24 protein-coding genes and 1 tRNA gene are annotated in these 25,291 nt (G+C 67.5%); 12 read left to right on the top strand and 13 right to left on the bottom strand.

Annotated features, from left to right (window positions below):
* Positions 1-88 precede the first annotated feature (88 nt).
* The 7 genes from C2I35_RS06855 to C2I35_RS06825 form a co-directional block, all read right to left on the bottom strand.
* Positions 89-163 (bottom strand) — tRNA-Phe (locus C2I35_RS06855).
* Positions 164-243: 80 nt separating this feature from the next.
* Positions 244-438, bottom strand: coding sequence for a DNA gyrase inhibitor YacG (locus tag C2I35_RS06850; RefSeq protein ID WP_103762271.1), 195 nt, complete (start codon positions 436-438; stop codon positions 244-246).
* Positions 435-1,457: a ribonuclease E/G gene (locus C2I35_RS06845; protein ID WP_103762270.1), complete on the bottom strand. Its 1,023-nt coding sequence runs from the start codon at positions 1,455-1,457 to the stop codon at positions 435-437. The genes C2I35_RS06850 and C2I35_RS06845 overlap by 4 nt, the downstream gene beginning before the upstream one ends.
* Complete coding sequence (locus C2I35_RS06840; RefSeq protein ID WP_103762269.1) at positions 1,454-2,041, bottom strand: Maf family protein; 588 nt, start codon at positions 2,039-2,041, stop codon at positions 1,454-1,456. The genes C2I35_RS06845 and C2I35_RS06840 overlap by 4 nt, the downstream gene beginning before the upstream one ends.
* A 14-nt stretch (positions 2,042-2,055) precedes the next feature.
* Positions 2,056-2,274, bottom strand: a complete 219-nt coding sequence (gene infA, locus C2I35_RS06835) for a translation initiation factor IF-1 (RefSeq protein ID WP_005978431.1) — start codon at positions 2,272-2,274, stop codon at positions 2,056-2,058.
* Positions 2,275-2,355: 81 nt separating this feature from the next.
* Complete coding sequence (locus C2I35_RS06830; RefSeq protein WP_103762268.1) at positions 2,356-3,240, bottom strand: carbon-nitrogen hydrolase family protein; 885 nt, start codon at positions 3,238-3,240, stop codon at positions 2,356-2,358.
* 77 nt (positions 3,241-3,317) lie between these two features.
* The gene (locus C2I35_RS06825; protein ID WP_103762267.1) at positions 3,318-4,241 is read right to left on the bottom strand and encodes a LysR family transcriptional regulator; all 924 of its coding nucleotides are present in this window, start codon (positions 4,239-4,241) and stop codon (positions 3,318-3,320) included.
* Positions 4,242-4,342: 101 nt separating this feature from the next.
* Between C2I35_RS06825 and metF the strand changes: the two genes are divergently transcribed.
* The 3 genes from metF (at position 4,343) to C2I35_RS06810 (ending at position 7,446) form a co-directional block, all read left to right on the top strand.
* Positions 4,343-5,209 carry a methylenetetrahydrofolate reductase [NAD(P)H] gene (metF, locus tag C2I35_RS06820; protein ID WP_103762266.1) on the top strand — a complete coding sequence of 289 codons (867 nt, stop codon included), beginning with the start codon at positions 4,343-4,345 and terminating at the stop codon, positions 5,207-5,209.
* A 545-nt stretch (positions 5,210-5,754) separates the two neighbouring features.
* Positions 5,755-6,252 carry a PaaI family thioesterase gene (locus C2I35_RS06815; protein WP_103762265.1) on the top strand — a complete coding sequence of 166 codons (498 nt, stop codon included), beginning with the start codon at positions 5,755-5,757 and terminating at the stop codon, positions 6,250-6,252.
* Between the two features lie 144 nt (positions 6,253-6,396).
* Positions 6,397-7,446, top strand: coding sequence for a phosphatase PAP2 family protein (locus C2I35_RS06810; protein ID WP_103762264.1), 1,050 nt, complete (start codon positions 6,397-6,399; stop codon positions 7,444-7,446).
* 75 nt (positions 7,447-7,521) lie between these two features.
* Here the strand turns inward: C2I35_RS06810 and C2I35_RS06805 are convergent, their stop codons facing one another.
* The 3 genes from C2I35_RS06805 to C2I35_RS06795 all read right to left on the bottom strand — a co-directional run bounded on the left by C2I35_RS06805 (position 7,522) and on the right by C2I35_RS06795 (position 12,084).
* Positions 7,522-8,598 carry a T6SS phospholipase effector Tle1-like catalytic domain-containing protein gene (locus tag C2I35_RS06805; protein ID WP_103762263.1) on the bottom strand — a complete coding sequence of 359 codons (1,077 nt, stop codon included), beginning with the start codon at positions 8,596-8,598 and terminating at the stop codon, positions 7,522-7,524.
* A complete protein-coding gene (locus tag C2I35_RS06800; protein WP_103762504.1) occupies positions 8,576-10,870 on the bottom strand; it encodes a xanthine dehydrogenase family protein molybdopterin-binding subunit in 2,295 nt (764 codons plus the stop codon). The genes C2I35_RS06805 and C2I35_RS06800 overlap by 23 nt, the downstream gene beginning before the upstream one ends.
* 83 nt (positions 10,871-10,953) lie before the next feature.
* Positions 10,954-12,084 (bottom strand): type III PLP-dependent enzyme, encoded by a 1,131-nt coding sequence (locus C2I35_RS06795; RefSeq protein WP_103762262.1) that lies wholly within the window; start codon positions 12,082-12,084, stop codon positions 10,954-10,956.
* Between the two features lie 110 nt (positions 12,085-12,194).
* Here C2I35_RS06795 and C2I35_RS06790 point away from each other — a divergent pair, with 110 nt between their 5' ends.
* From C2I35_RS06790 to C2I35_RS06755, 8 genes are all read left to right on the top strand, one after another.
* Positions 12,195-12,629, top strand: coding sequence for an Lrp/AsnC family transcriptional regulator (locus tag C2I35_RS06790; RefSeq protein ID WP_103762261.1), 435 nt, complete (start codon positions 12,195-12,197; stop codon positions 12,627-12,629).
* Positions 12,630-12,994: 365 nt separating this feature from the next.
* Positions 12,995-13,207 (top strand): Flp family type IVb pilin, encoded by a 213-nt coding sequence (locus C2I35_RS06785; RefSeq protein WP_103762260.1) that lies wholly within the window; start codon positions 12,995-12,997, stop codon positions 13,205-13,207.
* Positions 13,208-13,295: 88 nt separating this feature from the next.
* Complete coding sequence (locus tag C2I35_RS06780; RefSeq protein WP_103762259.1) at positions 13,296-14,504, top strand: CpaE/TadZ family protein; 1,209 nt, start codon at positions 13,296-13,298, stop codon at positions 14,502-14,504.
* Complete coding sequence (locus C2I35_RS06775; RefSeq protein ID WP_103762258.1) at positions 14,501-16,165, top strand: TadA family conjugal transfer-associated ATPase; 1,665 nt, start codon at positions 14,501-14,503, stop codon at positions 16,163-16,165. The genes C2I35_RS06780 and C2I35_RS06775 overlap by 4 nt, the downstream gene beginning before the upstream one ends.
* A 3-nt stretch (positions 16,166-16,168) precedes the next feature.
* Positions 16,169-17,110: a type II secretion system F family protein gene (locus C2I35_RS06770; RefSeq protein ID WP_103762257.1), complete on the top strand. Its 942-nt coding sequence runs from the start codon at positions 16,169-16,171 to the stop codon at positions 17,108-17,110.
* Positions 17,103-18,080: a type II secretion system F family protein gene (locus C2I35_RS06765; protein WP_103762256.1), complete on the top strand. Its 978-nt coding sequence runs from the start codon at positions 17,103-17,105 to the stop codon at positions 18,078-18,080. The genes C2I35_RS06770 and C2I35_RS06765 overlap by 8 nt, the downstream gene beginning before the upstream one ends.
* A gap of 4 nt (positions 18,081-18,084) precedes the next feature.
* Positions 18,085-18,519, top strand: a complete 435-nt coding sequence (locus C2I35_RS06760; RefSeq protein WP_146049978.1) for a TadE/TadG family type IV pilus assembly protein — start codon at positions 18,085-18,087, stop codon at positions 18,517-18,519.
* Positions 18,506-20,284: a TadG family pilus assembly protein gene (locus C2I35_RS06755; RefSeq protein ID WP_170067138.1), complete on the top strand. Its 1,779-nt coding sequence runs from the start codon at positions 18,506-18,508 to the stop codon at positions 20,282-20,284. The genes C2I35_RS06760 and C2I35_RS06755 overlap by 14 nt, the downstream gene beginning before the upstream one ends.
* Before the next feature lie 15 nt (positions 20,285-20,299).
* Here the strand turns inward: C2I35_RS06755 and C2I35_RS06750 are convergent, their stop codons facing one another.
* The 3 genes from C2I35_RS06750 to C2I35_RS06740 all read right to left on the bottom strand — a co-directional run bounded on the left by C2I35_RS06750 (position 20,300) and on the right by C2I35_RS06740 (position 23,225).
* Positions 20,300-20,860, bottom strand: a complete 561-nt coding sequence (locus C2I35_RS06750) for a helix-turn-helix transcriptional regulator (RefSeq protein ID WP_103762253.1) — start codon at positions 20,858-20,860, stop codon at positions 20,300-20,302.
* A 170-nt stretch (positions 20,861-21,030) separates the two neighbouring features.
* A complete protein-coding gene (dacB, locus tag C2I35_RS06745; RefSeq protein ID WP_103762252.1) occupies positions 21,031-22,533 on the bottom strand; it encodes a D-alanyl-D-alanine carboxypeptidase/D-alanyl-D-alanine endopeptidase in 1,503 nt (500 codons plus the stop codon).
* A 77-nt stretch (positions 22,534-22,610) separates the two neighbouring features.
* Entirely contained in the window at positions 22,611-23,225 is a 615-nt protein-coding gene (locus tag C2I35_RS06740) for a nicotinate-nucleotide adenylyltransferase (protein ID WP_103762503.1), read from the bottom strand.
* Positions 23,226-23,405: 180 nt separating this feature from the next.
* On the opposite strand from C2I35_RS06740, the gene C2I35_RS06735 reads away from it, so the two are divergent.
* The gene (locus C2I35_RS06735; RefSeq protein WP_170067137.1) at positions 23,406-25,259 is read left to right on the top strand and encodes a putative bifunctional diguanylate cyclase/phosphodiesterase; all 1,854 of its coding nucleotides are present in this window, start codon (positions 23,406-23,408) and stop codon (positions 25,257-25,259) included.
* Positions 25,260-25,291: the final 32 nt, after the last annotated feature.

Genomic DNA, 25,291 nt, shown 5'->3' with positions numbered 1-25,291 from the left:
ACTGCGGGGGCCGTTTTCACATCCATGACACGCCAATTGCCACGCGACGCGACCAATGAGCATATCATTCTGCCAAATCTGGAAGAAGTGGTGCCCGGGGGCGGAATCGAACCACCGACACGAGGATTTTCAATCCACTGCTCTACCCCTGAGCTACCCGGGCACGGGTGAACGGGCGCACCGTTCGGGTTCCGGCTTTCTAGGCGAGGGCCACGCGACTGTCCAGTGGGTTTTTGCCACTTTTCAGTGGGGTTTTCCCGAGCCCGCGTCCTGCGCCTCTTCCAGTGCGTCGGCGACCTCCTCTGCATCGTCCAACCGGCTGGAAGGTATGGCATAATCCCCGCGAAGCCACGCGCCTAGATCACGGTTGGCGCAGCGTTCGGAACAGAAGGGGCGGTATTTCTTCACCGTGTCTTCCCCGCAAATCGGGCAACTCATATCACACCTTTCGGCAGCGGCAGCCTGTCGCGCTTTCGTTGCAACTCATAGTGCCCAAGGGGCGTCCATCCCACAAGGGCCGTCTCCACCGTGTCGCGGCGGAACGCAGCGCGCAGGGCGGCCTCGAACGTCTTGCGGTCCTTCTTCGGCATCGGCGCCAGGTCCAGCACCACCTGCCCTCCAAGCCCCCGCAGCCGCAAGGCCCTCGGCAAGGCCCGCGCGGCGGCCATGTTGGCTTTCACGCTTGCTGCCGGCGAGGTGTCGCCGCCCGCGTTCACATCCACCGCGACCAGCGCCCGTGTCGGCTCGACATAAATGCTGGCGCCGCCCGGCAGGTCCTCGCGCGGAGAGCCCAGCGTCTCGACCGCATCCAACACCCCGTGATGCGCGAACGCCTGCCCGTCCTCGTCCCAGATCTCCGGCTCCGGCCAGTCGCGCCAGGCCAACTCGTGCGGCCCTGACCCCTCGACCAGTTTCTCCGGCTTGCCGCTCGCGTCGGCCATGACCGCGCGGGCCAACTCGGCCATGCGCGCCACGTCCTCGGCCACGGCGTCCTCGTCCGCGCTCTCGCAGGCCGAGCGCAGGATCAGGCCGTTGTCGTCGCCCGCCATCACGTCCTTGCCGATCAGCATCAGCCGGTCCTGCAGGTCGTCGTCCTTGATCGCCCGCGACACGTTGATCCCCGGCGCGCCGGGCGTCACGATCGCAAAGCGGCTCTTGAACAGCACCTTGGCCGTGACCGGGATCGCCTTGCCCGGCTCGGCATAGCCCGTCACCTGCACCAGAACCGTGCCCCCAGCACTCATCCCCTTGACCTGGCGCAGGAACCCATTGCCGTCAGGCGTGCGCACGAAGAGCCCACCCTGCCCCTTCACCGGCCGCTCGATCACGGCGCGATAAATCGTGCCCGGGCGCGGCTGGTCGGTGTCCACCAGCAGGTCGGACAGTACGCCATCCTCCATCAGCGCCGCCGCCTCGAATGCGCCCAGCTGGCCCAGCGCCACCACGCGTCCCTTCATGTTTTCCCTTTCCAGACCGGATACCCGGCCGCCAGAAGCAGCCCCGCCGTTTCCTTCAACGGCAAGCCCACAACGGCCGTGAACGATCCCTGGATCCACGGAATGAACGCGCCCGCAGGTCCTTGGATGCCATAGGCCCCGGCCTTGCCCTGCCAATCGCCGCTGGCCAGGTAGAACGCGATCTCGTCGTCATCCAGCCGCTTCATCTTGACGTCACTGACGACGTCGCGCTCCCAAATGCGGTCACCGCGCCGCACGGCCACTGCCGTGACCACCTTGTGCCGCCGCCCCGACATCTTGCGCAGGAACGCCTCGGCCTCGCCTGCATCCGCGGGCTTGCCCAGGATGCGCCGGCCCAGCGCCACGGTCGTATCGGCAGAGAGGACGATATCGTCGGTCCCGGCCTCGACGGCCAAGGCCTTTTCCCGCGCCATGCGCACGCAATAGGGGCGCGGCAGTTCGGCCTTTTCGGGGGTCTCGTCGATATCCGGCGGGCGCACGTCATCTGCCACGACACCGATCTGCGCCAGCAGATCTCGGCGTCGCGGGCTACCGGACCCAAGGATGAGCTTGGGGCTGCGCAAACCTGCGGTTCGCGCTATTTGAAGCGGTAGTTGATCCGACCCTTGGTCAGATCGTAAGGTGTCATTTCCACCTGAACCTTGTCGCCTGCCAGAACACGGATGCGGTTCTTGCGCATCTTGCCTGCCGTGTGGGCGATGATCTCATGGCCGTTCTCTAGCTCGACCCGAAATGTCGCATTCGGCAGGAGTTCCTTCACGACACCTGGAAATTCGAGCGTATCTTCCTTGGCCATGGTCTCTCCTTGGTTTCCGCCCTGCCGGTTGCAGGACAGGCGTTTAAATGGCCCTATTCCCCAAGGTTTTCAAGTCAAATATCATTGCAGCCGTTCAACTGTGGGCGCGCCGTCACGGCCCGCCTGCTCCGCCCAGTGGGTGCGGTTCAGCACCCCGCCATCCGCCCGCACCTGCGCGATTTTTTCCAGATCGACCTGCGCCACGGTCCATCCCGGCGCGTCCAGCACGCCCTCGGCCAGCACGCCCGTGGGCGGAAAGCCCCTGTCGGGCGGGCCGAATACGCCACCCGCGCCGGTGTTCACGTCGCAGACCTCGCACCAGTCGGCAGGCCCAACCAGCGACGACATGGCGCTCACGCATTGCTGCTCCAGCGCGCGGGCCATGGCCCCGATCCGCACCCGCCAGTACCCGGCCAGCGTCTCGGTGCAGGACGGCACCAGCAGGATATCAACATCCTGTAACGCACGCCCCAAAAGCGGAAATTCGCAATCATAACAAATGAGTACGCCCACCCGCCCCAGCGCGGTGTCGAACACCTTCAAGGGCCCGCCGCCCACGCACGCCATGGGCTCGCGTTCCCAGCGGGTCATGATCTGCTTGTCGACCACGCCCTTGCCCCCGCCGGGGCCAAAGAACGCCGCCCGGTTCACCGGACGCGAGCCCAGCGCATCGTCAAAGACCGGCGCCGAGCCGCCAAGGATATGCACGCCGTACTGCCCCGCCAGCCTGGAATGCAGCGCGTCGGCCTCGGGCATCCGGTCCGACACCGCCCGCAGTGACGGCTCCAGGTCCGTCGCCACCTCGCGCCCGGCCAGCATCGCCAGCTCCATCGCGGCATATTCGGGGAACATCAGCAGATTGGCGCCCTGCCCGGCGGCCTCGGCCACCCAGGCCTCGATCTTGTCGGCATAGGCCTGCCAGCTGTCCAACGCGTCCATCGGATAGGCCGCACTCGCAATCTTCATCGCACTTCACTCTCCAGATCGGATTCGGCGCCACCCTACCGGCCCCGGCCCCGCGCCGCATCACCGGAATCGCGCGCTCACTCCGCGACCGTCTCCACCGGCCTTTGCATCCGCAGCGGAATCTCCCGCGCCAGACGAAGAAGATGCGCCATGTAGGGCTTGTCCGCCTCGTCCTCGCGGATCGCCGCGTACAGCCGCTTGGTCAGACCATCCTTCGTGACCGGCCGCGTGACGTATTCCGAACTCGTCCGCTGTTCCCGCAACACCCAGTCGGGCAGCACCGCAACGCCGCGGTTCGACGCCACCAGCAACAGGATCACAGCCGTCAGCTCGATCTGCCGCACCGCGCGCGGCTCGACCTTGGCGGGGGTCAGCAACTCGGTGAAGATATCCAGCCGCGAACGGTCCACCGGGTAGGTGATCAGCGTCTCGTCCCGGAAATCGTCCGCCTCGACGAAATCCTTGGCCGCCAGCACATGCTGGCTGGAGGCCACGAACAGCGGCTCGTAGTCGAACAGCGGCTGAAAGATCACGCCATCGAGGTCCTCGGGGTCCGACGACACCACAAGGTCGACCTCTTCCTTCTGCAACGCCGGCAGCGCGTCGAACGCGAGGCCCGGTCGGATGTCGATATCCACCTCCGCCCAGGTCTGCCGGAATCGCTCCAGCACCGGGAACAGCCATTCGAAACAGGCGTGGCATTCGATGGCGATATGCATCCGCCCCGCGCTTCCCTGCCGCAATCCACTGAATTCCGCCTCCAGCGCCTCGACCTCGGGCAGCACTTTCTCGGCCACGCGCAACAGGCGCAGGCCCGCCGCCGACAGCTTCAAGGGCTTCGAGCGCCGCACGAACAGCTCGACCCCCGCCTGATCCTCCAAACCCTTGATCTGATGGGACAAAGCGGACTGCGTGATGTGCAACAGCTCCGCCGCGCGGGCCAGCCCCCCGGCCTGGTGAATGGCCCGGATCGTGCGCAGATGACGAAAGTCGATATGCATGAATATTAGCCAGCCTCATTCAAACCATGAATTTTATGAAGTTGTCTCACATACGCGCACCTGCGACAAGAGACCCAACAACAGATTGCAGGATATCCGTCATGAGCACCCCCACCGTTTCCTTTGAATTCTTCCCGCCGAAATCGCTGGAGGCCTCGTTCCGCCTCTGGGACACCGTCCAGTCACTGGCGCCGCTGGACCCCACCTTCGTCTCCGTGACCTACGGTGCCGGCGGCACCACCCGCGAACTCACGCGCGATGCCGTGGCCACGCTGCACAAGTCCAGCGGCCTCAACGTCGCCGCGCACCTCACCTGCGTCGAGGCAACGCGCGAGGAGACCCTCGCCATCGCCCAGGACTTTGCCGATGCCGGCGTGAACGAGATCGTCGCCCTGCGCGGCGACCCGCCCAAGGGGTCGGACGGTTTCACGCCCCATCCCGACGGCTTTGCCGACAGCTGCGAACTCATCTCGGCGCTGGCCGACATGAACCGCTTCAAGATCCGCGTCGGCGCCTATCCCGAGGTGCACCCCGAGGCGGCGGATGCCCAGGCCAATATCGACTACCTGAAACGCAAGATCGACGCCGGCGCGTCCGAGGCGATCACGCAGTTCTTCTTCGACACCGAAGCGTTCTTCCGCTTCCGCGATGCCTGTGTCGCTGCGGGCATCGACGCGCCCATCACCCCCGGCATCCTGCCGATCGAGAACTGGGCCGGCACCAAGCGCTTCGCCGCCGCCTGCGGCACCAAGATCCCCGCATGGCTCGACGAGGCGTTCACCAAGGCCGCCCGCGACGACCGCGAGACGCTGCTGGCCACGGCGCAGGCCACCGAGCTGTGCAGCGAGCTGATCGACGGCGGGGCCGAGCACCTGCATTTCTACACGCTCAACCGCCCCGAACTGACCCGCGACGTCTGTCACGCGCTCGGCATCACGCCCAAGGTCGCGCTGCGCGACGTCGCCTGATACACCCCCGATCCCTGTGACCTCCCCATTCTTGGGGCAGTCGCAATAGCCTGACCCCGCCTTCCCTGGAAGGCGGGGCTTTTTCGTGCACACCTGTCAGGCACGCAGGTAATGCGGCGCGTGCTTGACCCGTGCTCGAATGTCAGGATCGAGCCCAAGGTGAGACAAGTGTGATCTATAGCTTCGAGCGCCATTGACGGGCCGCGGCGCGGCGATCCGACGGTCGTTCGGCAGCGTTTTATCCAAGCCAAATCCGAAACAGAATTGAGCGATGCACCGAACTTCACCCAATCGCCGGGCCGTGGGGGCGGCCCGTCAATGGCGCGGGGCCTGCGGCCTGATTCCGCGCTCGGGCCTTAGATCAAATGCCTTTCATGTCCGCACAGCCGACCTTTGTCAGGCTGCGCGACAAGCACCGCAAACCTTCTGCGCATCAAAATGCGGACCCTCCATCACAGCCACGACCTGCGAAAGCCGTGATGCTTTCATGCCCCGCCGCCGGGGGCGGGCTTGTCCACGCCCGGTGCCGGGATTAGCGTGCCGCCATGACAGACACGCCCAGCCCCTTCACCGCCACATCGCTCGAGCAGATGCCCGACATGGACGCGCTCTTGTCCCGCTCGGGCCTCGACTTCATGCGCGACATGATCGCGGGCCGCCTGACCGCCCCGCCCATCGGCGCCACGCTCGGCTTCACCGCCCTCTCCGCCGATATGGGCCGCGTGGTGTTCGAAGGCACCCCCGGTTTCGGCGCCCTCAACCCGATGCGCGGCGTGCATGGCGGCTGGTACGGCGCGATCCTCGACTCCTGCATGGCCTGCGCGGTGATGACCCTGCTTGACAAGGGCCAAGTCTACACGACACTTGAATACAAGGTGAACCTCACCCGCGCCCTGCCCATGGGGATGGCCGCGGTGGCCACCGGCACCACCCGGCACGGCGGCCGCCGCACCGCCACCGCGGTCGGTGAACTGCGCGGCAAGAACGATGGCAAGCTCTATGCCACCGGGAGCACCACCTGCCTGATCATGGACGCCGCGTGATCCGGCGGCCTTCCTTCAGCGCACGCTCGTGACCCTTCACCGACGCTTTCACCCGGCCCGCCGTCAAATCGGCAAAATCTAGCCAAACACACGCCCTGTTACGCAGCTACACGCTTTTTCAAGATCTGGCGTGGAGGCCGCTCAATGACGACGATTGTAAATGTTGCTGCGCGAGGCGACCTCTTCCTCCGCGCCATCAGCACGCACCGCGTCCTGATCTCACTGTCGCTTTTTCACGTGATGTCGGCGCTCGGTGTCAGCCTGCTTCTCGGGGTTCCCTTTCGCGCCAGCGCGGTGCCGATCCTAATGCTGCTCTTCAAGGTACTTGTGCCGGTCTTCATGATCCTGATCATGTTTGCGCATTTCTTCCACCTCGCCATCTGGGTCCGCCCCCCGAACCCTGCACGACGGTTTCTCGCAGATGCGCGCGACACGCTGCTCGATCCGGAACGCCTGGTGGCGGGCGGTGCAGCCCTTCTGTCGATCTCCGTGTTCTGCGGCAGCTTTACCTTTCTCAAGGAAACCATTCCCGTGATGAATCCGTTCTCATGGGACCCGCTTTTTGCCGGATTGGACCGTGCCATGCATGGCGGATACGATCCTTATGTTCTGGTGATGCAGGTGTTCGGCACGCCCTTTCTGACGACCGTCCTGAACGCGGCCTACCATTTCTGGTTCTTTCTTCTCTACTTCATCGTTTTCATGTGCTGCTTCTGGAAAGGCCAGCCGGCCCTGCGTCATACCTTCCTGATCGCCTACGTCCTGACCTGGACCATCGGCGGCAACGTCATGGCGACGGTCTTTTCGTCTGTCGGCCCGGTTTATTATGACTTTTTCGGGTTCGGCGCAGATTTCAAGCCGCTTGTCGGCACACTTCACCAGTTTGCCGAAACCAGCCCTGTCTGGGCGCTCGATGTGCACCAGATGCTGCTGGACGCCTATCGGGACGGTCGCGGCATCAGCGGTATTTCCGCCATGCCCAGCATGCACGTTGCGACGGCGGTCCTGATGGCCGTTTTCGGGTTTGGCCTGAACCGATGGGTAGGCTGGGCTCTGACCGCCTTCGCCGTGGTCACCATGATCGGGTCCGTGCATCTCGCCTGGCATTATGCAATCGACGGCTACGTCGGCGCCGCGGTCGCCGTCGCATGCTGGTGGCTGGCCCGAAAGCTGGCGCGTCACGAGGCGTATTAGCCGCCGCCTGACACCTCGCACCAAATCTTTTCAGAAAAGATTTGCCAAAACTTTTCTCAAAAGTTTTGCCCCCGCCTACGTCACCGCCTGCGCATCCGGGGCATCCGGTGCGGCGCGGCCCTGCACGCTCTCATGCAGCCGCTCGGACGGATCCTGCCCCACCACCCGGGCCTTGCGAAACAGGAATATCTTCCCCCAGCCCCGCCACTTGCCGACCGACGGCGCCTGCGCATCCGTCGGATACCGCGCCTGCCACCCCTCGGGCAGGGTCAGCCCATGCGCCTCCGCCCGTTCCAGCATCCAGACCAGCGGGATATTCGACAACGGCCGTGCCGCGTGAAACCCGTCCAGCTGCCCGCCCACGTCGCCATGAGTGCCGCGGAACCAGACCTGCTCGACCCGGCCCTCGCCCGCGGCACGTCCCGGTCCGGTTTCCCACATCACGGGCGTATAGACCCGCCGCGTCTCGTCCAGCGCCAGCGCGTGATAGCCGTGCCGGATATGCGGCCCCAGCGCATGGCTGTGAAAGGCGTTCTTCGGCGTCAGCAGCCGCCAGATCAGCGGACCGGTCCAGTCCAGCGCCTTCACCGTATCCCAGACCCCGACCATCTCGATCTGCGAGGTCTCGTGGCACAGTTCCCGGGTAAAGGCCGCCGCAGCCGTACTCCTGGCCTCGTCGCGGTAATGGCGATAGGCCGTCCTCACCTGCCGCTCGGTCGCGTGTTCCGCCCGCAACAGCCCGATCCGGTCGATCACCCCGGCCAGCGACCGCACGGCATAGGCCCCGCGCGAGAACCCGAACAGGAAAATCCGGTCGCCGGGCCGATAGCGTGACGCGAGATAGCCATAGGCCCGGCGGATCTGCCGGTTGATGCCCCGCCCCAGCATCACGTCGCCGGTCCGCCGCCAGTCCGGCCACTGCACCCCCGGTTCGTAATACAGCGACAGCGCCGCCCCCACCTCCTCGTTCAACAGCTTGAAGGTCAGTCCCGCATTGCTCTCCAGCCCCGGATCGAGCGAGGACATGGTGCCGTCCAGGATGATCACATGCGTCACCGCCCCGCGCGGACCATGCTTGATCCGCGCCCGCTCGCCACGGGTCAGGCCAACCAGCCGCCGGACAGCCCGGCTAACGCGTTTCGTCCAGCTCATCACGGTTCAACATCATCCAGACGCGGTGCGGGGTAAAGGGCATGTCGGCCCGGCGCACGCCCCGGCCCTGCAGCGCATCGAACACCGCGTTCGCCGTGGCGGCCATCGCCCCCACGGTCCCGGCCTCGCCGCAGCCTTTCATGCCCATCACGTTGGTGGTCGACGGCACCGGCTCGGTGTCGAAACCGATCATCGGCACGCTGTCCGCCCGCGGCATCGCGTAATCCATGAAGCTCGCCGTCAGCAATTGCCCGTCCGCGTCATAGACCACCCGTTCGCACAGCGCCTGCCCGATGCCCTGCACCACGCCGCCATGGATCTGGCCTTCCACCAGCATCGGGTTGATGAGGTTCCCGAAATCGTCGACCACCGTGTAGCGCGCGACCGTGACCGCGCCGGTCTCGGGATCGACCTCCACCTCGCAGACATGCGCGCCATTGGGAAAGGACCGCGCCTCCAGTTCCGCGCGTTTCTTGTGGCTCATCAAATCGTCGCGCCCGTCCGCCCGCGCCCACGCGGCGGCCTCCAGCAGCGTCGGCGTCTGGTTCGATCCCGGTGCGCGGAACGTTTCGTGGTCGAACTCCACCGCGTCGGCATCGACGCCCATCTTCTCGGCCAGGTAGGGCCGGAACGCGTCAACCATCGCGTCCACCGTCACCAGCGTCACGTTGTTCTGCACCGTCACCGAGCGTGACCCGCCCGTGCCGCCGCCCTGCGCGATCCGGTCGGTGTCGCCGGCCACGATCTCGATGTGCTCCACCGGCACCCCGGTCTGGTCGCTCAGGAATTGCGCATAGACGCTCTCATGCCCCTGCCCGTTCGAGATCGTGCCCACGTAAAGCCGCACGCCCTCTTCGGTACACTCGATCTGCGCGCCCTCCGCCGGGTCGCCCAGGATGCTCTCGATATAGAAACACAAGCCCATCCCACGCAGCCTGCCCCGCGCCTCGCTTGCCGCACGGCGCGCCGCGAACCCGTCGCGGTCCGCGTGCCGCGCGACGCTGTCCAGCACCCGCGCGAAATCGCCCACGTCATAGGTCTCGCCAAAGGCGGTGGTATAGGGAAACTGCCCGGGACGGATGAAATTCCGCCGGTGCAGCTCCCACACATCCACGCCCAATTCCCGCGCCGCGTGGTCCATCAGCCGCTCCAGCGCATAGATCGCCTCGGGCCGCCCGGCCCCGCGATAGGCATCGACCGGCGTGGTGTTGGTGTAGAACCCCTCGACATGCAGGTAAGCGGCGCGGATATCAAAAACCCCCATCATCACCTTGGCGAACAGGTTGGTCTGGATGTTCTGGGCCAGCGGGCTGTTATAGGCGCCCAGGTTCATCCTGGTATCCACGCGGTAGCCCGTGATCCGCAGATCGTCATCGAACCCCATCACAAGGTCATGCTCCAGGTCCCGCGCGCCCGTGTCCGACAGCATCCCCTCAGTCCGGTCCGCCACCCAGGCCACGGGCGCCTCCAGCATCCGCACCGCCTGTCCCACCAGCAGGGTCTCAGGATAATCCGGCGCCTTGGTGCCGAAGCCACCGCCCACATCCGGGATCGTGACCCGGATATCGTCCTCCGCCATCTTCAGGATCCGTGCCGCGTGCGCCTTGGTGTTCCAGACGTTCTGCCCGCCATAGGCGATGTGCAGACGGCCCTTCTCCATCTGCGCCAATACGCTGCGGGTTTCCATCGGGTTCGAGATCACCCGGTTGTCCTCCAGCGGCATCCGCACCACATGCGCCGACCCGGCCAGCGCCGCCTCCACCGCGTCCGCGTCGCCCATGCCAAAATCGAACGCCCGGTTTTCCGGCGCCGCGTCATGCAGCGCCTGACCGCCCGGCGCCCGCTCCAGGTGCACCGGCAGGCTGTCATAATCGACTTCGATCAACTCCGCCGCATCCCGCGCCGCGTCCAGGCTTTCGGCGACCACCAGTGCGATCGCCTCCCCGACAAAGCGCACGCGCCCTTCGGCCAGCAGGGGCCGCTTCGGTGCCGCCCCCATGCTGCCGTCCCGGTTTTCCACCAACAGCGCCGGCATCCCTTCGGTGATCCCCGCCTGCGCCAGATCGTCCGCCGTCAGCACAAGACGCACGCCCGGCGCCTCGCGCGCCGCCTGCGCATCCACCGAAATGTCCGCATGCGCCTCGACCGACCGCAACAGATAGGCCCGCAAACACCCCTCCGGCCACAGATCGGACGTGTACCGCCCGGCCCCGGTCAGAAACCGCCGGTCCTCGATCCGGCTCACGGGCTGAGAGCGGCCGAACTTGGCCATGCGCTGCTCGGTCATGTGGGGACACCTCTGCGCGGGAAATCTACCGCGACCCTAACGCCCGACGGCGCGGTGTCCACCCCCGATCAGATCAGGCGCGCCACCGTCACCGGCCCCTCGGGACCGTAGCCGTTGAACCGCGTCGCCAGCGCCCGCGAATAGGCCCCCATCCCCTCGAACAGAACGTAATCCCCTTCGGCCACGTCCCCCGGCAAGGCCAGCGGATCGGGCAGCCGGTCCAGGCTGTCGCAGGTCGGTCCGAACACCACCCGCGTCACCGGGGCGCCCCCGCGCGACCGCCCGTCCGGGCTGACGACCCGCACCCGCGTCAGCGCGTCGATGTCCCGCGCCTCGGCCAGCGCGCCGTAAATGCCGTCATTCAGGAAAAGGCTCCCGTCCGGTCGCACCGCCTTCACGCGTGCGGCCAGCGTGAACGCCTCGGCCACCATCGCCCGCCCCGGCTCGCAGACCAGGCGGGGCGGCACCTCGAACACGTCTTGGGTCACCTCCGCCACATGATCGAAAATCGCCTCCAGGTCCGGCGCCACGCCCGACCGATGCGCGGCAAACCCGCCACCCACGTTCAGCCGCTCCAAAGTCACACCGGCGGCCCGCGCCACCTCCGCACTGGCCCGCACATAGGCGCCCCACGCGCCGGGATCGCCGCATTGCGTGCCGGGATGAAAGCAGAGGCCGGGGCGAAACCCCATATCGGCCACCTTGCGCAAAAGCCCCGCCGCGGCGTCAGGCCCCGCCCCGAACTTCGCGCCGAAATCATAGGCCGCACCCTTGACCGGCAGCGCCAGCCGCACCGTCACCTCGATGTCGCGCGGCAGGCCCGCCAGCTTGTCCAGCTCCGACGCGCAATCCACGGAAGCAGACGCCACGCCCATCTTCGCGGCCATCTCGACCTCGGCCGCCGATCGCACCGGGTTGTTGTAATGCAGCACCGCATCCGGCGCCGCCTTTCGCACCGCCCGCATCTCCGCCGGGCTGGCCACGTCGAAGGCCCGCACACCGGCCGCGGCCAGGTTCGCCAGCACTTCCTCGCCCGGGTTGGCCTTGACCGCATAGGTCACCAGCCCGCCGAAGCCGGTCAGGAACCGCCGCGCGGTGGCCTGCAGGACCTCGGGACTGAAATAAAGCACCGGCGCATCGGGTTTCTGGCGCGTCAGATGCGCCACGGGCGTGTCCCACGGGGATGTCTGATGTTGCATCGCTCTGCCTCTCGGGTCGTCTTTTCCATAGTGTGCCGCGAAACGTGGTGATTTTGTCAGGTCAGATTGCACTTTATGCAGTATAATTTCGGCACAACGCCGAGGGAATCATGCAAACAGACGAACTTGACGAGGCCCTGATCGCCCTCCTGCAGGAAAACGCCCGCATTCCTGTCGCCACCATCGCCCGCCGGCTGGGCCTTGCACGCACCACGGTACAGGCGCGGCTCGACCGGCTGGAAACCTCCGGCATCATCCTGGGCTATACCCTGCGCCTCAACGCTGCGCGCCGCGCCCCCCTGCGGGCGACCGCGCTGGTGCAGATCGAGGCCCGCAGCCAGCCCACCGTGCTCTCGCGCCTGCAATCCCTGCCCGGCGTGCGCCGCGTCCACACCACGTCCGGGCGCTTCGACCTCATCGTCACGCTCGAGGCCGAAACCACCGAGGAACTCGACGAGACGCTCGACCGCATCGGCGACGCCAAGGGCGTGCGCGGCTCGGAATCGCTCATTCACCTCGCGACCAAGCTCGACCGCAGCCGCTAGGCCATCCCCCGTCCCGGGCCTGACCCGGGACCTGCCGCGAGAGTCGAATCACCGCCCACGAACCGCCCCTTTTTGCGGCCCACCGGGGCACTTTTCCCCTTGGCGCAGCACACCGTCCCGCGTCGCCGCATCCTACCCTCCGGGCGCCGGATCACCCGCGCGCCCGCACCGCCACAAAGCGGCCACATTGCGTCCCGAAACCCGTACGACCTTGGTCGGACGACCTTCCGACGATGGGGTCGTAAACCCGCCCACCGACCGAGGGAGGATTTCGGATTGTCCCGGCAGGCGTCAGTGTCGGGGCACACCAGGGTCGTTGCGGCCCGCATCCACAAACCTGTTCAAAACCACGGAAAGACACGACCATGACCATCGCACGCAAATCCATCAAGACCATCGCCCGCACCTTCGCCCGTGACGAGGACGGCGCCACAGCCATCGAATACGGCCTCTTCGCCGCACTCGTGGGCGCCGTGATCGTCGGTACCGTCGCCACGCTCGGCACCAACACAAACACCGGCTTCGAAACGATGAACACCGAGCTTGAAAAAGCCCAAGGTACGAGCGGCGGCACCTGAGCCGCGCGACGGAGCGGCCAGATCCCGGTCGGCCGCTCCACGCACCCGATCCACCTTCCCAACCCCACCGCTACCCGGAGACCGCCCCATGCCTTTCGATACCCAAGACGGCGTCGCCCCCGCGCTTCAGGCCTATGTCTGCACCGATACCGGGGCTGCCACGGCCCGCGCCGTCCTGGCCGAGAGCGGCCAGATGGCCAAGGCGATCCATGGCGGCGGGCTCAGCGGCGCGGCGCGCCTCCTGACCGACGCCTCGCCGGTGAAATGCATCCTGGCCGAGATGGGCCAGATCAGCTTGCCCATGGCCATTGAATGCGTCGAGGAACTGGCCCGCGCCGGTATCGGCGTGATCGTGCTGGGTACTGTCGACGACATCGCCACCTACCGCGCCCTGCGCCAGGCCGGCGCCCGCGACTATTTCTGCCTCCCGGCAAACGCATCGGACATCCTCGCCGCCACCAACGCCCCCACGCCCGGCCCCGTCGCCGCACCGGCGACGCCGTCGCCCGAAGCGTCCCGGGGCCTCACCATCGGCGTTCTCGGCTGCAAGGGCGGCACCGGGGCCAGCCTTCTGGCCCTCAATCTCGCCGCCCACGCCGCCGCCCCCAAGGGTGCCGCGCGCAATACCGCGCTGGTGGATGCCGATCTGGAATTCGGCAGCCAGGCCATCGACCTCGACCGCGATGAAACCCGCGGTCTGTTCGACGCCCTGCGCGCCCCCGACCGCGTCGACACCACCTTCATCGGCGCGACCATGGACCAGGTAAGCGACACGCTGTCGCTCTATTCCGGCCAGGTGCGCGGCGACCAGGCCGCCGCCGCCTACGAGCCCGGCATCGCCGCCCTCCTACCCCGCCTGCGCGAGGCGTTCGACACCGTCATCGTCGACCTGCCGCGCGGCCTTGCCCTGCGCCAGCCCGACGTGATCGGCACGCTTGACCGGCTGGTGCTGGTGCTGCCCGCGGGCTTTGCCGGGGTCAACGCCGCCAGCCGCCTCTCGGCCCGGATCCGGGCTGACAATCCCGACCTGCCGATCCTCGCCGTGCTGTCGGACACCCGCAAGGACGCGGGTCTGCGCCCCAAGGACATCGCCAGGACGCTTCAGATGCCGCTCACCGCGACGCTGCCCTGCTGCGCCCCGGCGCTGGCCCGCGCGCACAAGGCCGCCAAGCCGCTCGTCACGCTGCAACCGCGCGCGCCCTGGTCCCGCGCCGTGCGCACCGTCTTCGAGGCCGCCATGCAACCGGCGAGCGCCGCCACGGCCCTGCGCAAACCCCGCAAGAGACTGTTCGGATGAAACACGAGGTTATCGAGCATCACAATCGGGCCGCGCTCGACCGGGTGCTGCACATCGCACGCCACATCGACGCCGACGGGCTGTCGGTCGAGGAAAAGGTGAACACGGCGCTGACCTTCGTGGTCGAGGCCGCCGGGACGCCGATCCCCCTCTCCCACCAACGCGCCCTCCTGGCGCAGGCCGTGGCCGAACTGGGCGGCGACGCGCCCTCGCGCACCGCGGCTGCGACGCAGCCCACCGCGGTGCCACCGGCCTCGGCCCACGCCCCGGCCGACACTCCTGCCGATGCCGAGGCCCATGCCCCGGCACCGCCCCGCGCGTCCGATACCGCACCGCGCCCCGCGCCCGAGCCGAAACTTCCCGCGCTGGTCGAGTCCGTCAACGCCGCCGCGGCCTCCGCCTCCGACATCTCCGCCATGGCCGGCGAAATGATCCAGGCGCTCTCCGACGTGCTCGACTTCACCGAGGTGGCCGGCCTGCCCCGCCCCGAGCAGGAAAGCCGCATCCACGACGCGATCCACGGCCTGTCCGAACAGCGCAAGATGCACCTCAACGGCCGCGAGGTCGCCGACCTCGTCCAGGCCGTGCTGGCCGACATGCTGGGCCTCGGCCCGCTGGAACGCCTGCTGGCGGATGAAACCGTGACCGACATCATGGTCAACGGCCCCGACCGGGTCTATGCCGAACGCCGCGGCAAGCTGGAACTGACCGCCACGCGCTTTCGCGACAACGCCCATGTCCACGCCGTGGCCTCCCGCATGGTCGCCGCCGTCGGCCGCCGCATCGACGAGGCGCAGCCGATGGTCGATGCCCGCCTCAAGGACGGCAGCCGCGTCAACGTCGCCATTCCGCCGCTCGCCATCGACGGCCCCACCATCACCATCCGCAAGTTCCCCGCCGACCCGATGAAGATGGAAACGCTGGTGGCAAACGGCAGCCTGTCGGAACAGATGGCGGGCTTTCTCGGACTTGCCGCCTACCTGCGGCTCAACGTGCTGGTCTCGGGCGGCACCGGCTCGGGCAAGACCACGCTGATGAACGCGCTGTCGGCCTTCATCCCCGCCACCGAACGGCTGGTCACCATCGAGGATGCCGCCGAACTGCGCTTCCAGCAACCGCATGTCGTCCGGTTCGAGACGCGCCCGCCCAATGTCGAGGGCAAGGGCGAGGTCACCATGCGCACGCTGGTGCGCAACGCGCTGCGGATGCGCCCCGACCGCATCATCATCGGCGAGATCCGCGGCGACGAGGTGCTGGACCTCCTGCAAGCCATGAACACCGGCCACGACGGCTCGATGAGCACGCTGCACGCCAACTCCCCGCGCGAAGCGATGACCCGGATCGAAAGCATGGCCGCACTGGCGGGCTTCGACATGGCCTCGGGCGTCGTGCGCCGGCAGCTGGCCGATGCGGTGCAGCTGGTGATCCAGATCTCCAGGATGCGCGACGGCACCCGCCGCATCACTTCGATATCCGAGGTCGCGGGGCTCGAAGGCGATGTCGTCACCCTCCAGGATCTCTTCACCTTCGAGACCGACCCCGACAGCACCCGCAACGAAGTGCGCGGCACCTACCGCTATTCCGGCTATCGCCCCAAATTCGCCGGCCGCGCCGCCGATTACGGTGTCAGCGCCGACCTCGACGCCGTGCTGAGAGGATAACCCATGAGCCTGTTCCTGATCGTCCTCACCGCTAGCATCGTCACCTTCACCGCCCTCGTGCTCTGCGCGCTGGTCCATGCCGACCGCACCCGCCGCCGTCACCAGGCCCGGATGCAGCGGGGCCTCGCCGGCCCCGCCCCCGCGGCGTCCAAAAAGCCGCGCCGGGCCAATCGTGACACGCCCGACATCACCGGCCTCACCCCCCGGATCGAGGCGCTTCTGGCCCAGACCGGCCTGCGGCTGACGCCCACCGATATCTGCATCCAGATCGCCATCGCCGCGCTGGCAATTTACGGCCTCGCGGTGCTTTACGCCGGGCTCAACCCGCTCATCGCGCTGGTGCTCGCCGTGGTCCTGCCGGTCCTGCTTGCGCTGGCCGTGCTGCGCCACGCCCTCGCCCGCTACCAGGCCGCCTTCACCGAAGGGCTGCCCGATGCGCTCGACATCTTCGCCCGCGGCCTGCGTGCCGGACGGCCCATCGCGGATTCCCTGCGCATCGTGGTCGAGACCACCACCGGCCCCGTGCAGGCCGAATTTGCCCGCACCCATGGCGAGATCTGCCTCGGCACGTCCCTTCAGGACAGCCTCGCGGCGCTCTACCAGCGCCTGCGTACCGCCGAGCTTGGCTTTTTCGCCGTGGCCACCGCCCTTCAGGCCGATTCCGGCGGCAACCTTGTCGAGACGCTGGAAAACCTCGCCGAACAGCTGCGCGAACGCCGCAAGCTGCGCAAGAAGGCACGGGCCCTGTCATCCGAGGCCCGCGCCAGCGCCATGATCCTCGCGGCCCTGCCCTTTTGCATCGCGCTGGCACTCTTCGTGCTGAACGGCGCCTATCTCCAGCCGCTCTTCACCGATCCGCGCGGCCAGGTGATGGCGGCCGGCGCGCTGACCAGCGTGGCACTCGGGGTCTTCGTGATGGCCCGGATGGGGCGCGCGGATGTCTGAGTCCACGGTAGATATCCTGTCCTGGATGGCCTTCGCAGGGCTGATTCTGGTGGCCTTCGGCCTTGGCGCTCTGGTCGATACCGAACGCCGCCGCGCCGTCCTGATGCTGCGCCTGCGCCGCGCGAACGGCGAGGCCCTTGCCCCCCGCAGCGCCGCGCCGGGGAAGGCCCGCCGGTCCGGCGCGCTGGCCGGGATTTGCTCGGCGCTGCGCCGGGTGGTCCTGCGCATGGGCGAACGCCTGTCGGCGATCCTCGGCGGCGAGGCACGCGACACCGCCGCCGACCTGCGCTCGGCCGGCTACCAGGGCCGCGAGACCCTTCTGATCTACGCTTTCCTGAAAACGGTCCTGCCCGTCGGTGCCTTCCTGTCCGGTGGTGTCTGGGTGGTGACCGTCTATCCCATCGGCATGCCTGCGCTCATCCCCTCGGCCATTGTCCTGGCCGTGGCGCTCGGCATGTCGATGGGCGTCGACATGGTGGTCGATTCCCGCCGCCGCACCCGCATGGGCCAAATCCGCCGCAGCTTTCCCGACCTGCTGGAACTGCTGGTGATCGCGTCCGAGGCGGGCCAAGGCCCGCAGCAGGCGCTGCACCGCGTCTCCCGCGAACTGCAATGCAGCGCCCCCGAGCTTGCCGCAGAGACCCGCCAACTGGTGGCCGAAATCGCCATGACCAATGACCGCCGCACCGCCTATGACAAGCTGCGCGCGCGCGTGCCGCTGCCCGAGATCGCGATCTTCACCCAGGCGCTGGACCAGTCCGACACCTACGGCACACCTTTCGCCCGCGCCATGCGCAACCTCGTGTCGGAACAGCGGGCCAACCGCCTGATCGCGATGGAGGAAAAGGCCGCCCGCCTGCCCGTCCTGATGACCATCCCGCTGATCTTCTGCATCATGCCGGCGGTCTTCGTGGTGCTGGTCGGGCCCGCCGGGCTTTCGATCTTCGACAACATCCTTGCGGGGCGCTGAGATCATGACCACGCATTCCCTGACCATCGCCGCCCGCCGCTTCGCCCGCGACACCACCGGCGCCGTCGCGATCGAGTTCGTGCTCATCGCACCGATCCTCTTCGCGCTGATCCTCGGCATCATCACCCTTGGCTTCTACATGGGCGTCAGCCATTCCGTGCACCAGCTGGCCGCCGGGGCCGCCCGCGCCTCGGTCGCGGGCCTCGACGAGACCGAGCGGCGCGATATCGCCACCGCGTATCTGGCCGAGGGCGCCACCCGCTATCCCCTGCTGACGGACGACGCGCTCTCCACCTCGCTCGCCTATTCCGGCGCGGCGATGGGCAGCATCACCGTCAACGTCACCTATGCCGCCCAAGGCACATTGCTCGACGCGGCCAACGGCTTTCTCGGCCTCGGGATCGACACCATCAAGGGGCGGGCCTATGTCGCTTACTGACCGCATTGCCCGCTTCCGGCGCGACGAGTCCGGCGTCGTCGCCATCATCGTGTCGCTGATGCTGACCGTGCTCTTCGGCTTCGTGGCGCTCGGCGTCGACGTCGCCGCGCTCTACCGCGACCGCGCCCGGCTTCAGGCCGCCAGCGACCTCGGCGCGATGAGCGCCGTCGCCGACGCCTCCGCCGCGCAAGACCGCGCCATCGACGCCATAACCAAAAATGACCGCGCCGCCTCCACGCTCACCGAGCTGCAAACCGGGCGCTACTTCCGCAACCCCGCCATTCCCCGGACCGAGCGGTTCATGCCGCTCGACGACGACACAGACGTCGTGAACGCCGCCCAGGTCACGCTCAGCGACGCGTCACCGCTCCATTTCGCCCAGATCTTCAGTGGCACGCCCACCGTCGACCTCAGCCGCACCGCCATGGCCACCCGGACCGGCGCGGCCAGCTTTTCACTGAACAGCCATCTGGCCGATCTCGACCCCGCCGCGCTCGATGCCGTGCTGACGGCGGAATACGGCGTCGGCGCCGCGATCGGGGTGGGTGATCTCGCCCTTCTGGCCGACGCGCGGGTCAATCTCGGCACCCTGTTGGATACCCTCGACGGGCTCACCGGCGGCCCCTCCCGCAACCCGGCGGAGGTGCTGAACCGCGTCACCACCGCCGACACCCTGCTCGACGCGTTGGCCGCCGAATTGCCGCCCGCCCTCGCCGGCAGCCTCACCGGGCTGGCCAGCGCCGCTGCGGGCCAACAGATCGACGTGGCCGCGGTCATCGGCGGCATCGACACCCGCCTTGGTCTCACCGCCACCGATTTCCTGATCGGAATCGACGTCACGGCCCTCGATATCGTCAAGGCCGTGGTTGCCAGCGAAGATATAAACGCCGCCTCTCTGGATCTGGACCTCGACGGCGCCGGCATCGTCGGCGTCGACGCGCAACTGACCGCCGGTGAGCCGCCCGCGCAATCGGGCTGGGTCGCCCTGGGCGAGGAAGGCGTGCAACTGCACCGCGCCGCCGCGCGCCTTGGCCTCGATATCGACGCCGATCCCGGCCTGCTGACCGGGCTGGCCGCCGAGGTCACCGCCACCGACCTGCACGTGCCGCTCTACGTGGAACTCGCCGGCGCCACCGCCACGCTGGACGAAATCAGCTGTAGCGCCTCGCGCCCGTCCGACCCTGCCGCGTCCTTCCTGGTGTCACATACGCCCTTGCACCCGGAAAACGGCACCGCTGTCGCCGCGCTCTACCTCGGCACCCTGCCCGCAGGCACCAGCGCCACCGCGCCCGTTGATCCCGCGAGCCTCGGCTTTGCCGATCTTCTGACCGTGCGCATCGCCATCCCGGTGCCTTTGCTGCCCGACCTGGTGCTGGCCGACCTCGTGGTCCAGGCCCGCAGCCACGTCGCCGTCGGCAGATCGAACACCGACCGCATCACATTCACCCATGGCGACGTGGCTAGCGGCGACACCGAGCGCAGTTACGGCTCGGAACTTTTGGTGACCAACGCCGTCAGCACGCTCCTGTCGTCCGAGAACACGGAACTCCGGATCAAGCCCGATCAGCAGGGCCTTGTCACCGGCCTCGCGGCCCCGGTCGTCAACACCCTGCTGGCCAACCTTCCGGCCCAGCTTCTGGCCGCGCTCACCACGCCGGTCGATGGCGTGGTGGACAGCGTGTTGGCGAGTGTGGGGCTAGAGCTCGGATCGGGCGAGCTGACCCTGACCGGGCATCACTGCGAACTCATCCGGTTGGTCCAGTAATGCCGGGCGGCGGTATCAGGCCGCGTGCTGCTTGCGGCGCCCGACCAGCGGCAGGGCATCCTTGGTGCTGATCTTCGCGGCGGGCTCTTCGGCCTCGCGCGCCATCGACACCACCTCGTCGGTGACGAAGGCAATCAGCTGGTAGCGCGATTCAAGGCCGGATTTCTGATAGATCCGGCCCAACTGCGATTTCACCGTGGTGATCGCGCTGCCGCGCATGTCCGCGATCTCGCCGTTGGAAAATCCCTTGGCCACGAAAATCGCCACGTCCGCCTCGGCCTGCGACAGCCCCCAGTCCGGCGCGTGGCGCAAGATGACGGTTTCCTTGGCGACGGGCTCGCTCATCCCCGGGGCCAGCTTTTCACGGCGCTTCTGCACCACGTGCCGGGTCAGCTGCGTGCAGGCGACATAGGCCACCACCGCGGTCAGCGCAAAGAACAGCGCGAAAAGCCCCGACAACACCACCAGGCTCGGCGCGCCCGAGACGCCCCCAAAGGCGAAATGAACGACCAGCAAGGTCTTGAGGGCCGCAATGACGGTGACGAGGACAGATCCGAATACCCAGATACGTTGCATTAATCGCTACTCCTGTTCGCGCTGATTTCCGGCGTCAACGTTGCCTCGAATTAAGGCAAATTTGAGGTAACTGTTTCTGGAATATCGACAATTTTAGGGATTTTTTCACGCATCAGACCTGCGCCCCGCCGTCACCACAACCGTCGAGCGTCACGGCCCAAGGATCAGGCTCAGCCCGCGTACATCACGCTCCAGCGTTCGATCAACCCCTGCTGAAGCTGCTTGGCCCTCCGGTTCCAACTGGACGCGCCCGGCGGGCGCACGTCCGACCGGCTGTCGATCGGCTCGCGCAGCTTGGCGTTATGGGTGAAGACCGCAAAGGCCAGCTCGGTGCCGTCCGGCGCCGTCGCATATCCTGCCAGCGTGCTGACGAAATACAGCGTCCCGGTTTTTGACGCGACCTTGACGGGATGGTCCCGCATGATGCCGCCCTGGCTGTCGCGCATCAGAAACGGCTTCAGGATCGGCTTCAGCCGCCCGTCCCCGTGCACCCGCGCCAGCGCCCGCGCCATGCCCAGCGGCGTCACCCGCGACATCTCGCCCAGGCCCGAATGATCGACCAGTTTGGCCCCTGTCATGCCCAGCGTCTCCTGTGCCCAGGCACTCATCTCCGCGCCCGAGGCCGCCAGGTCCGCGGGCCGGCCCAGCCGCGCGGCACTGGTCGTCAGCCCGACCAGCTCGGCGGTCAGGTTGTTGGAATACTTCAACATCTCCTTCAGGATCGGCACCAGCGGCTCGCTCAGGTGACTGACCAGCACCTTGCCTTCGGGCGTGCCTTCAAAGACCTCACCCGCACTCAGCGTCACGCCCTGCGCCTGCGCCAGCGCGGTGAACACCTCGGCGGCATAATCCCCCGGCCGCCGCACCGGCAGCCAGCGCGACCCGCCATTGCCCAGCGCGCCCGACGCCACTGTCCACGCATCGTGGTCGCCCGCGTCCTCGTAGGTATAGACCGGCCCCTTGCGGTTCGCGACGCGCATCCGCGCCACCCGCACCGACGGGCGATAGCGGTCCGACCGCGCGTCCATCGCCACGGTGTAATCCCCGCCCGACCGCTTCCACTCGAAATGCACCCGGTTGAAATTCAGGTTCAGCCCCGACAGCGACGGGTTATAGCCCACGTGCAGGGGCTGCTCGTCGTCGATGAACCGGGTAAAGGGCAGCGCCCCGGCCCAGGCCCGCAGCTTGCCGGTCACCCGGGTCACCCCGGCCTTCTTCAGCCGCGCGGCCATGTCGGCCAGGCCATTCGTGTCCAGCACCGGGTCGCCGCCGCCCGCCAGCACCAGGTCGCCGTCCAGCACCCCGTCCTTGACCGGCCCGGTCGCGATCAGCCGCGTCTCGAACCGGTATCCCTCGCCCAGCGTCTCCAGCGCGTAAAGCGCGGTAATCGCCTTCATCACGCTCGCGGGCGGCATACCGTCGCCTGCTCCAACGCCTTCCAGCGGCTTGCCGGACTTCACGTCGATGACCGCGAACCCCACGTCCCCGCCCAGCTTGGCTCGCTCGATCAGCGCGTCGACGCTCGGAACCGAGCGAATGCGCGCCGCCTCGGCGCCGCCTTCGGGGCGCAGCTGCGGGCGCAGCGACACCTTGGGCGCATCGGCCATCGCGCCGCCCGCCAGGCTGGCCAGCGCCGTCGTCAACAGGAACCGTCGGGAAATGTTCGTACGCATGGGTCCAATTAACCCAAGCGCGGCAGGTCACACAATCCGCAATTCGCCCCTGTCGGCACCATGTCGCGGGCGTGCGATCAACTTTCCGAAAGATCGCCCCAGTCACCCCGTGCCCGCAGCGCCGTCGACGACAGCGCGCTCATCGGGACATTGACGAAACACCACGCCGGCGGGGCGGCCATGCGCAGCGCCCGCGACTGCCGCGCCGGGATGCGCACCGTGCGATAGATCCGCGCCGGCTTCGACATCCGCGCCGAAATGCGCTGCCCGGGCCGGGCCAGCACGCCGATCGGCACGGTATCCATGATCTGCCGCCAGTCCTGCCAATGCTCGAACTGCGCCAGGTTGTCGGCGCCCATCAGCCAGACGAAATGCACATGCGGCCGCATCTTTTGCAGCACCGCCAGCGTCTCGGCGGTATAGCGCGTGCCGACCTGCGCCTCGAAATCGCTGACGTGGATGCGCGGATGATCCACCAGCGCCCGGCACGCCGCCATCCGCCGCTCCAAGGGCTGCGGCCCCCGCGCCTTCAGCGGGTTGCCGGGGCTCACCAGCCACCACACCCGATCGAGGCCAAAGCGCCGCAGCGCCTCGCGGCTGATATGCACATGCCCCGCATGGGGCGGGTCGAACGATCCCCCCAAAAGCCCGATCACCATGCCGGGCCGCGTCATCGGCAAGCGCACACGCATGTCCTCTCCCTTCGCGTCGACCCTGAAATCGCCGGGATGTGGCGGGATGTCCAGCCTTTTCGCCACGCGCCCCTGCACCGGGATTCGACGCAATTTTAGGGATTTAGCCTTTGAAGTCGCACGGAATGTTAAGCGCCGCGTGGCAAGACGGCTCTCGGTGAGGACCGCAAGAGTATGGGCGTGGCAGAGCAGAGCAACATATCGCACCCGCATCCCGCCGATGCGGCGCAGGGTCCGTCAGCGGACAGGGCTGGCCCGTCGCGCCCTGTGGACGATCTGTCTTGCTGCCCGCAATTCCTGAACCGGACCCAGGACGCCATCATCGTCCAGGATATCGAAGGGCACGTCGAATGGATGAACCCCGCCGCCGAGGCGATGTTCGCCACCTCTCTCGACCGCGTGCGCGGGATCAAGGTCATGGCCCATGTCCTGCCCGACGGCGCCCGCGTCGACTCCGCCAAGGTGGCCGCCTTCCGCTATGACATCCACAGCGCCATCTTCGACCGCGACCACCTCGCCCGGCACAAGCGCGCGACTGGTGAAACCTTCTGGAACCTGCACAGCTTCACGCTGCTGGCCACGCCCACGGGGCACAAGATCGCCGTCACCTGCCGCGACGTGACCGGCACGGTCGAGACCGAACAGGGCCTGCGCCGCGCCATGGCCCGCCTGCAACACGCCGCACATCACGATGACCTCACGGGGCTGGCCAACCGCAAGCGGCTGTCGCAATACCTCGCCTCCGACATCGTGGCCCGCGCCCTGGCCGAGCGGCGCGTCGGCGTGCTGCATCTCGACCTCGACAAGTTCAAGGAAATCAACGACACGCTGGGCCACGCCGCCGGCGACGCCGCACTCCTGCACGTGGCCGACCTCTTGCGCCGCTTCTGCGGCCCGCAGGACCTCGCCTGCCGCATTGGCGGTGACGAATTCCTGCTGGTCTGCCTCGGCATGGCGACCGAGGAGGCGCTGCTGACCCGGGCCGAACTGCTGCTCGGCGCCACCGACGACCCGTTGATGTGGAAAAACCAGGCAATCCGCGTGGGCCTCTCGATCGGCGCCTGCCTGGCACAGAACAACAAGGAAAACGGCGAAACCCTCATCCATCACGCCGACCAGGCCCTCTACGAGGCCAAGACCCGCGGCCGCAGCCGCGTCCAGCTTTACACCCCCGCCCTGGGGCAGGTTCAGATCGCGCAGAACCGGATGGCCCGCGAACTGCGCCTCGCCACCACGGAAAAGCAGCTGACCGTGCACCTGCAACCCCAGCTTGACCTGACGCGCGGGCGCATCACCGGGTGCGAGACGCTTCTGCGCTGGAACCATCCCCGCCTTGGCCAGCTGCCCCCCGGCGCGTTCTTCGAGACCGCCCGCCGCGCCGGCGTGCTGGCCGATCTCGACTACCAGTCGATGCACCTGTCGCTCGACGCGCTCAAGCGCCTGCACGAGGCCGGCTTCGAGGATCTGACCCTCTCCCTCAACGTCTCCGCCGAGGCGCTCACGGATGTGAACTACGCAGGCCTGCTGGACTGGGCGCTGCAATCACGCGGGCTCAAGCCCGCGCAGATCTGCGTCGAGATCACCGAGACCACGATCCTCCAGGGCGGCGGCCGCACCATCGCCACCGCCGTCGACCGGCTCAAACGCATGGGCGCCCGCGTGGCGCTCGACGATTTCGGCACAGGCTATGCGGGCCTTGCCCATATCTCTGAAATCGAGGTGGACGAGATCAAGCTCGACTGCTCGCTCACCGCCAACATCGCCACCGATCCGCGCAACCGCGCCATCGTCCGCTCGATCATCGAGCTGTGCCGCAAGCTGGGCACCCATGTCACCGCCGAAGGGGTCGAAACCGCCGAGCAGCTGCGCCTCCTGCGCGTCGCGCGCTGCCCCGCGATCCAGGGCTTCGTGCTGGCCCATCCCCAGCCCTGCGACGACATGATCGCCTGGCTTTCCGCCAACCTGCCCCTGCCCGCGGATTTCGACAAGGGCCCGGACACCCCCCGCGTCACCCGCCTGCACCCGCGCGCCTGACGCGTTATCCCGTTTGAATTCGCCGCCCGGCG

The sequence above is a fragment of the Roseovarius confluentis genome (genome assembly GCF_002917925.1).
GTDB lineage: Bacteria > Pseudomonadota > Alphaproteobacteria > Rhodobacterales > Rhodobacteraceae > Roseovarius > Roseovarius confluentis.
The sequence above is the reverse complement of the archived record's forward strand: the minus strand, read 5'-3'. Positions and strand labels throughout refer to the sequence as shown.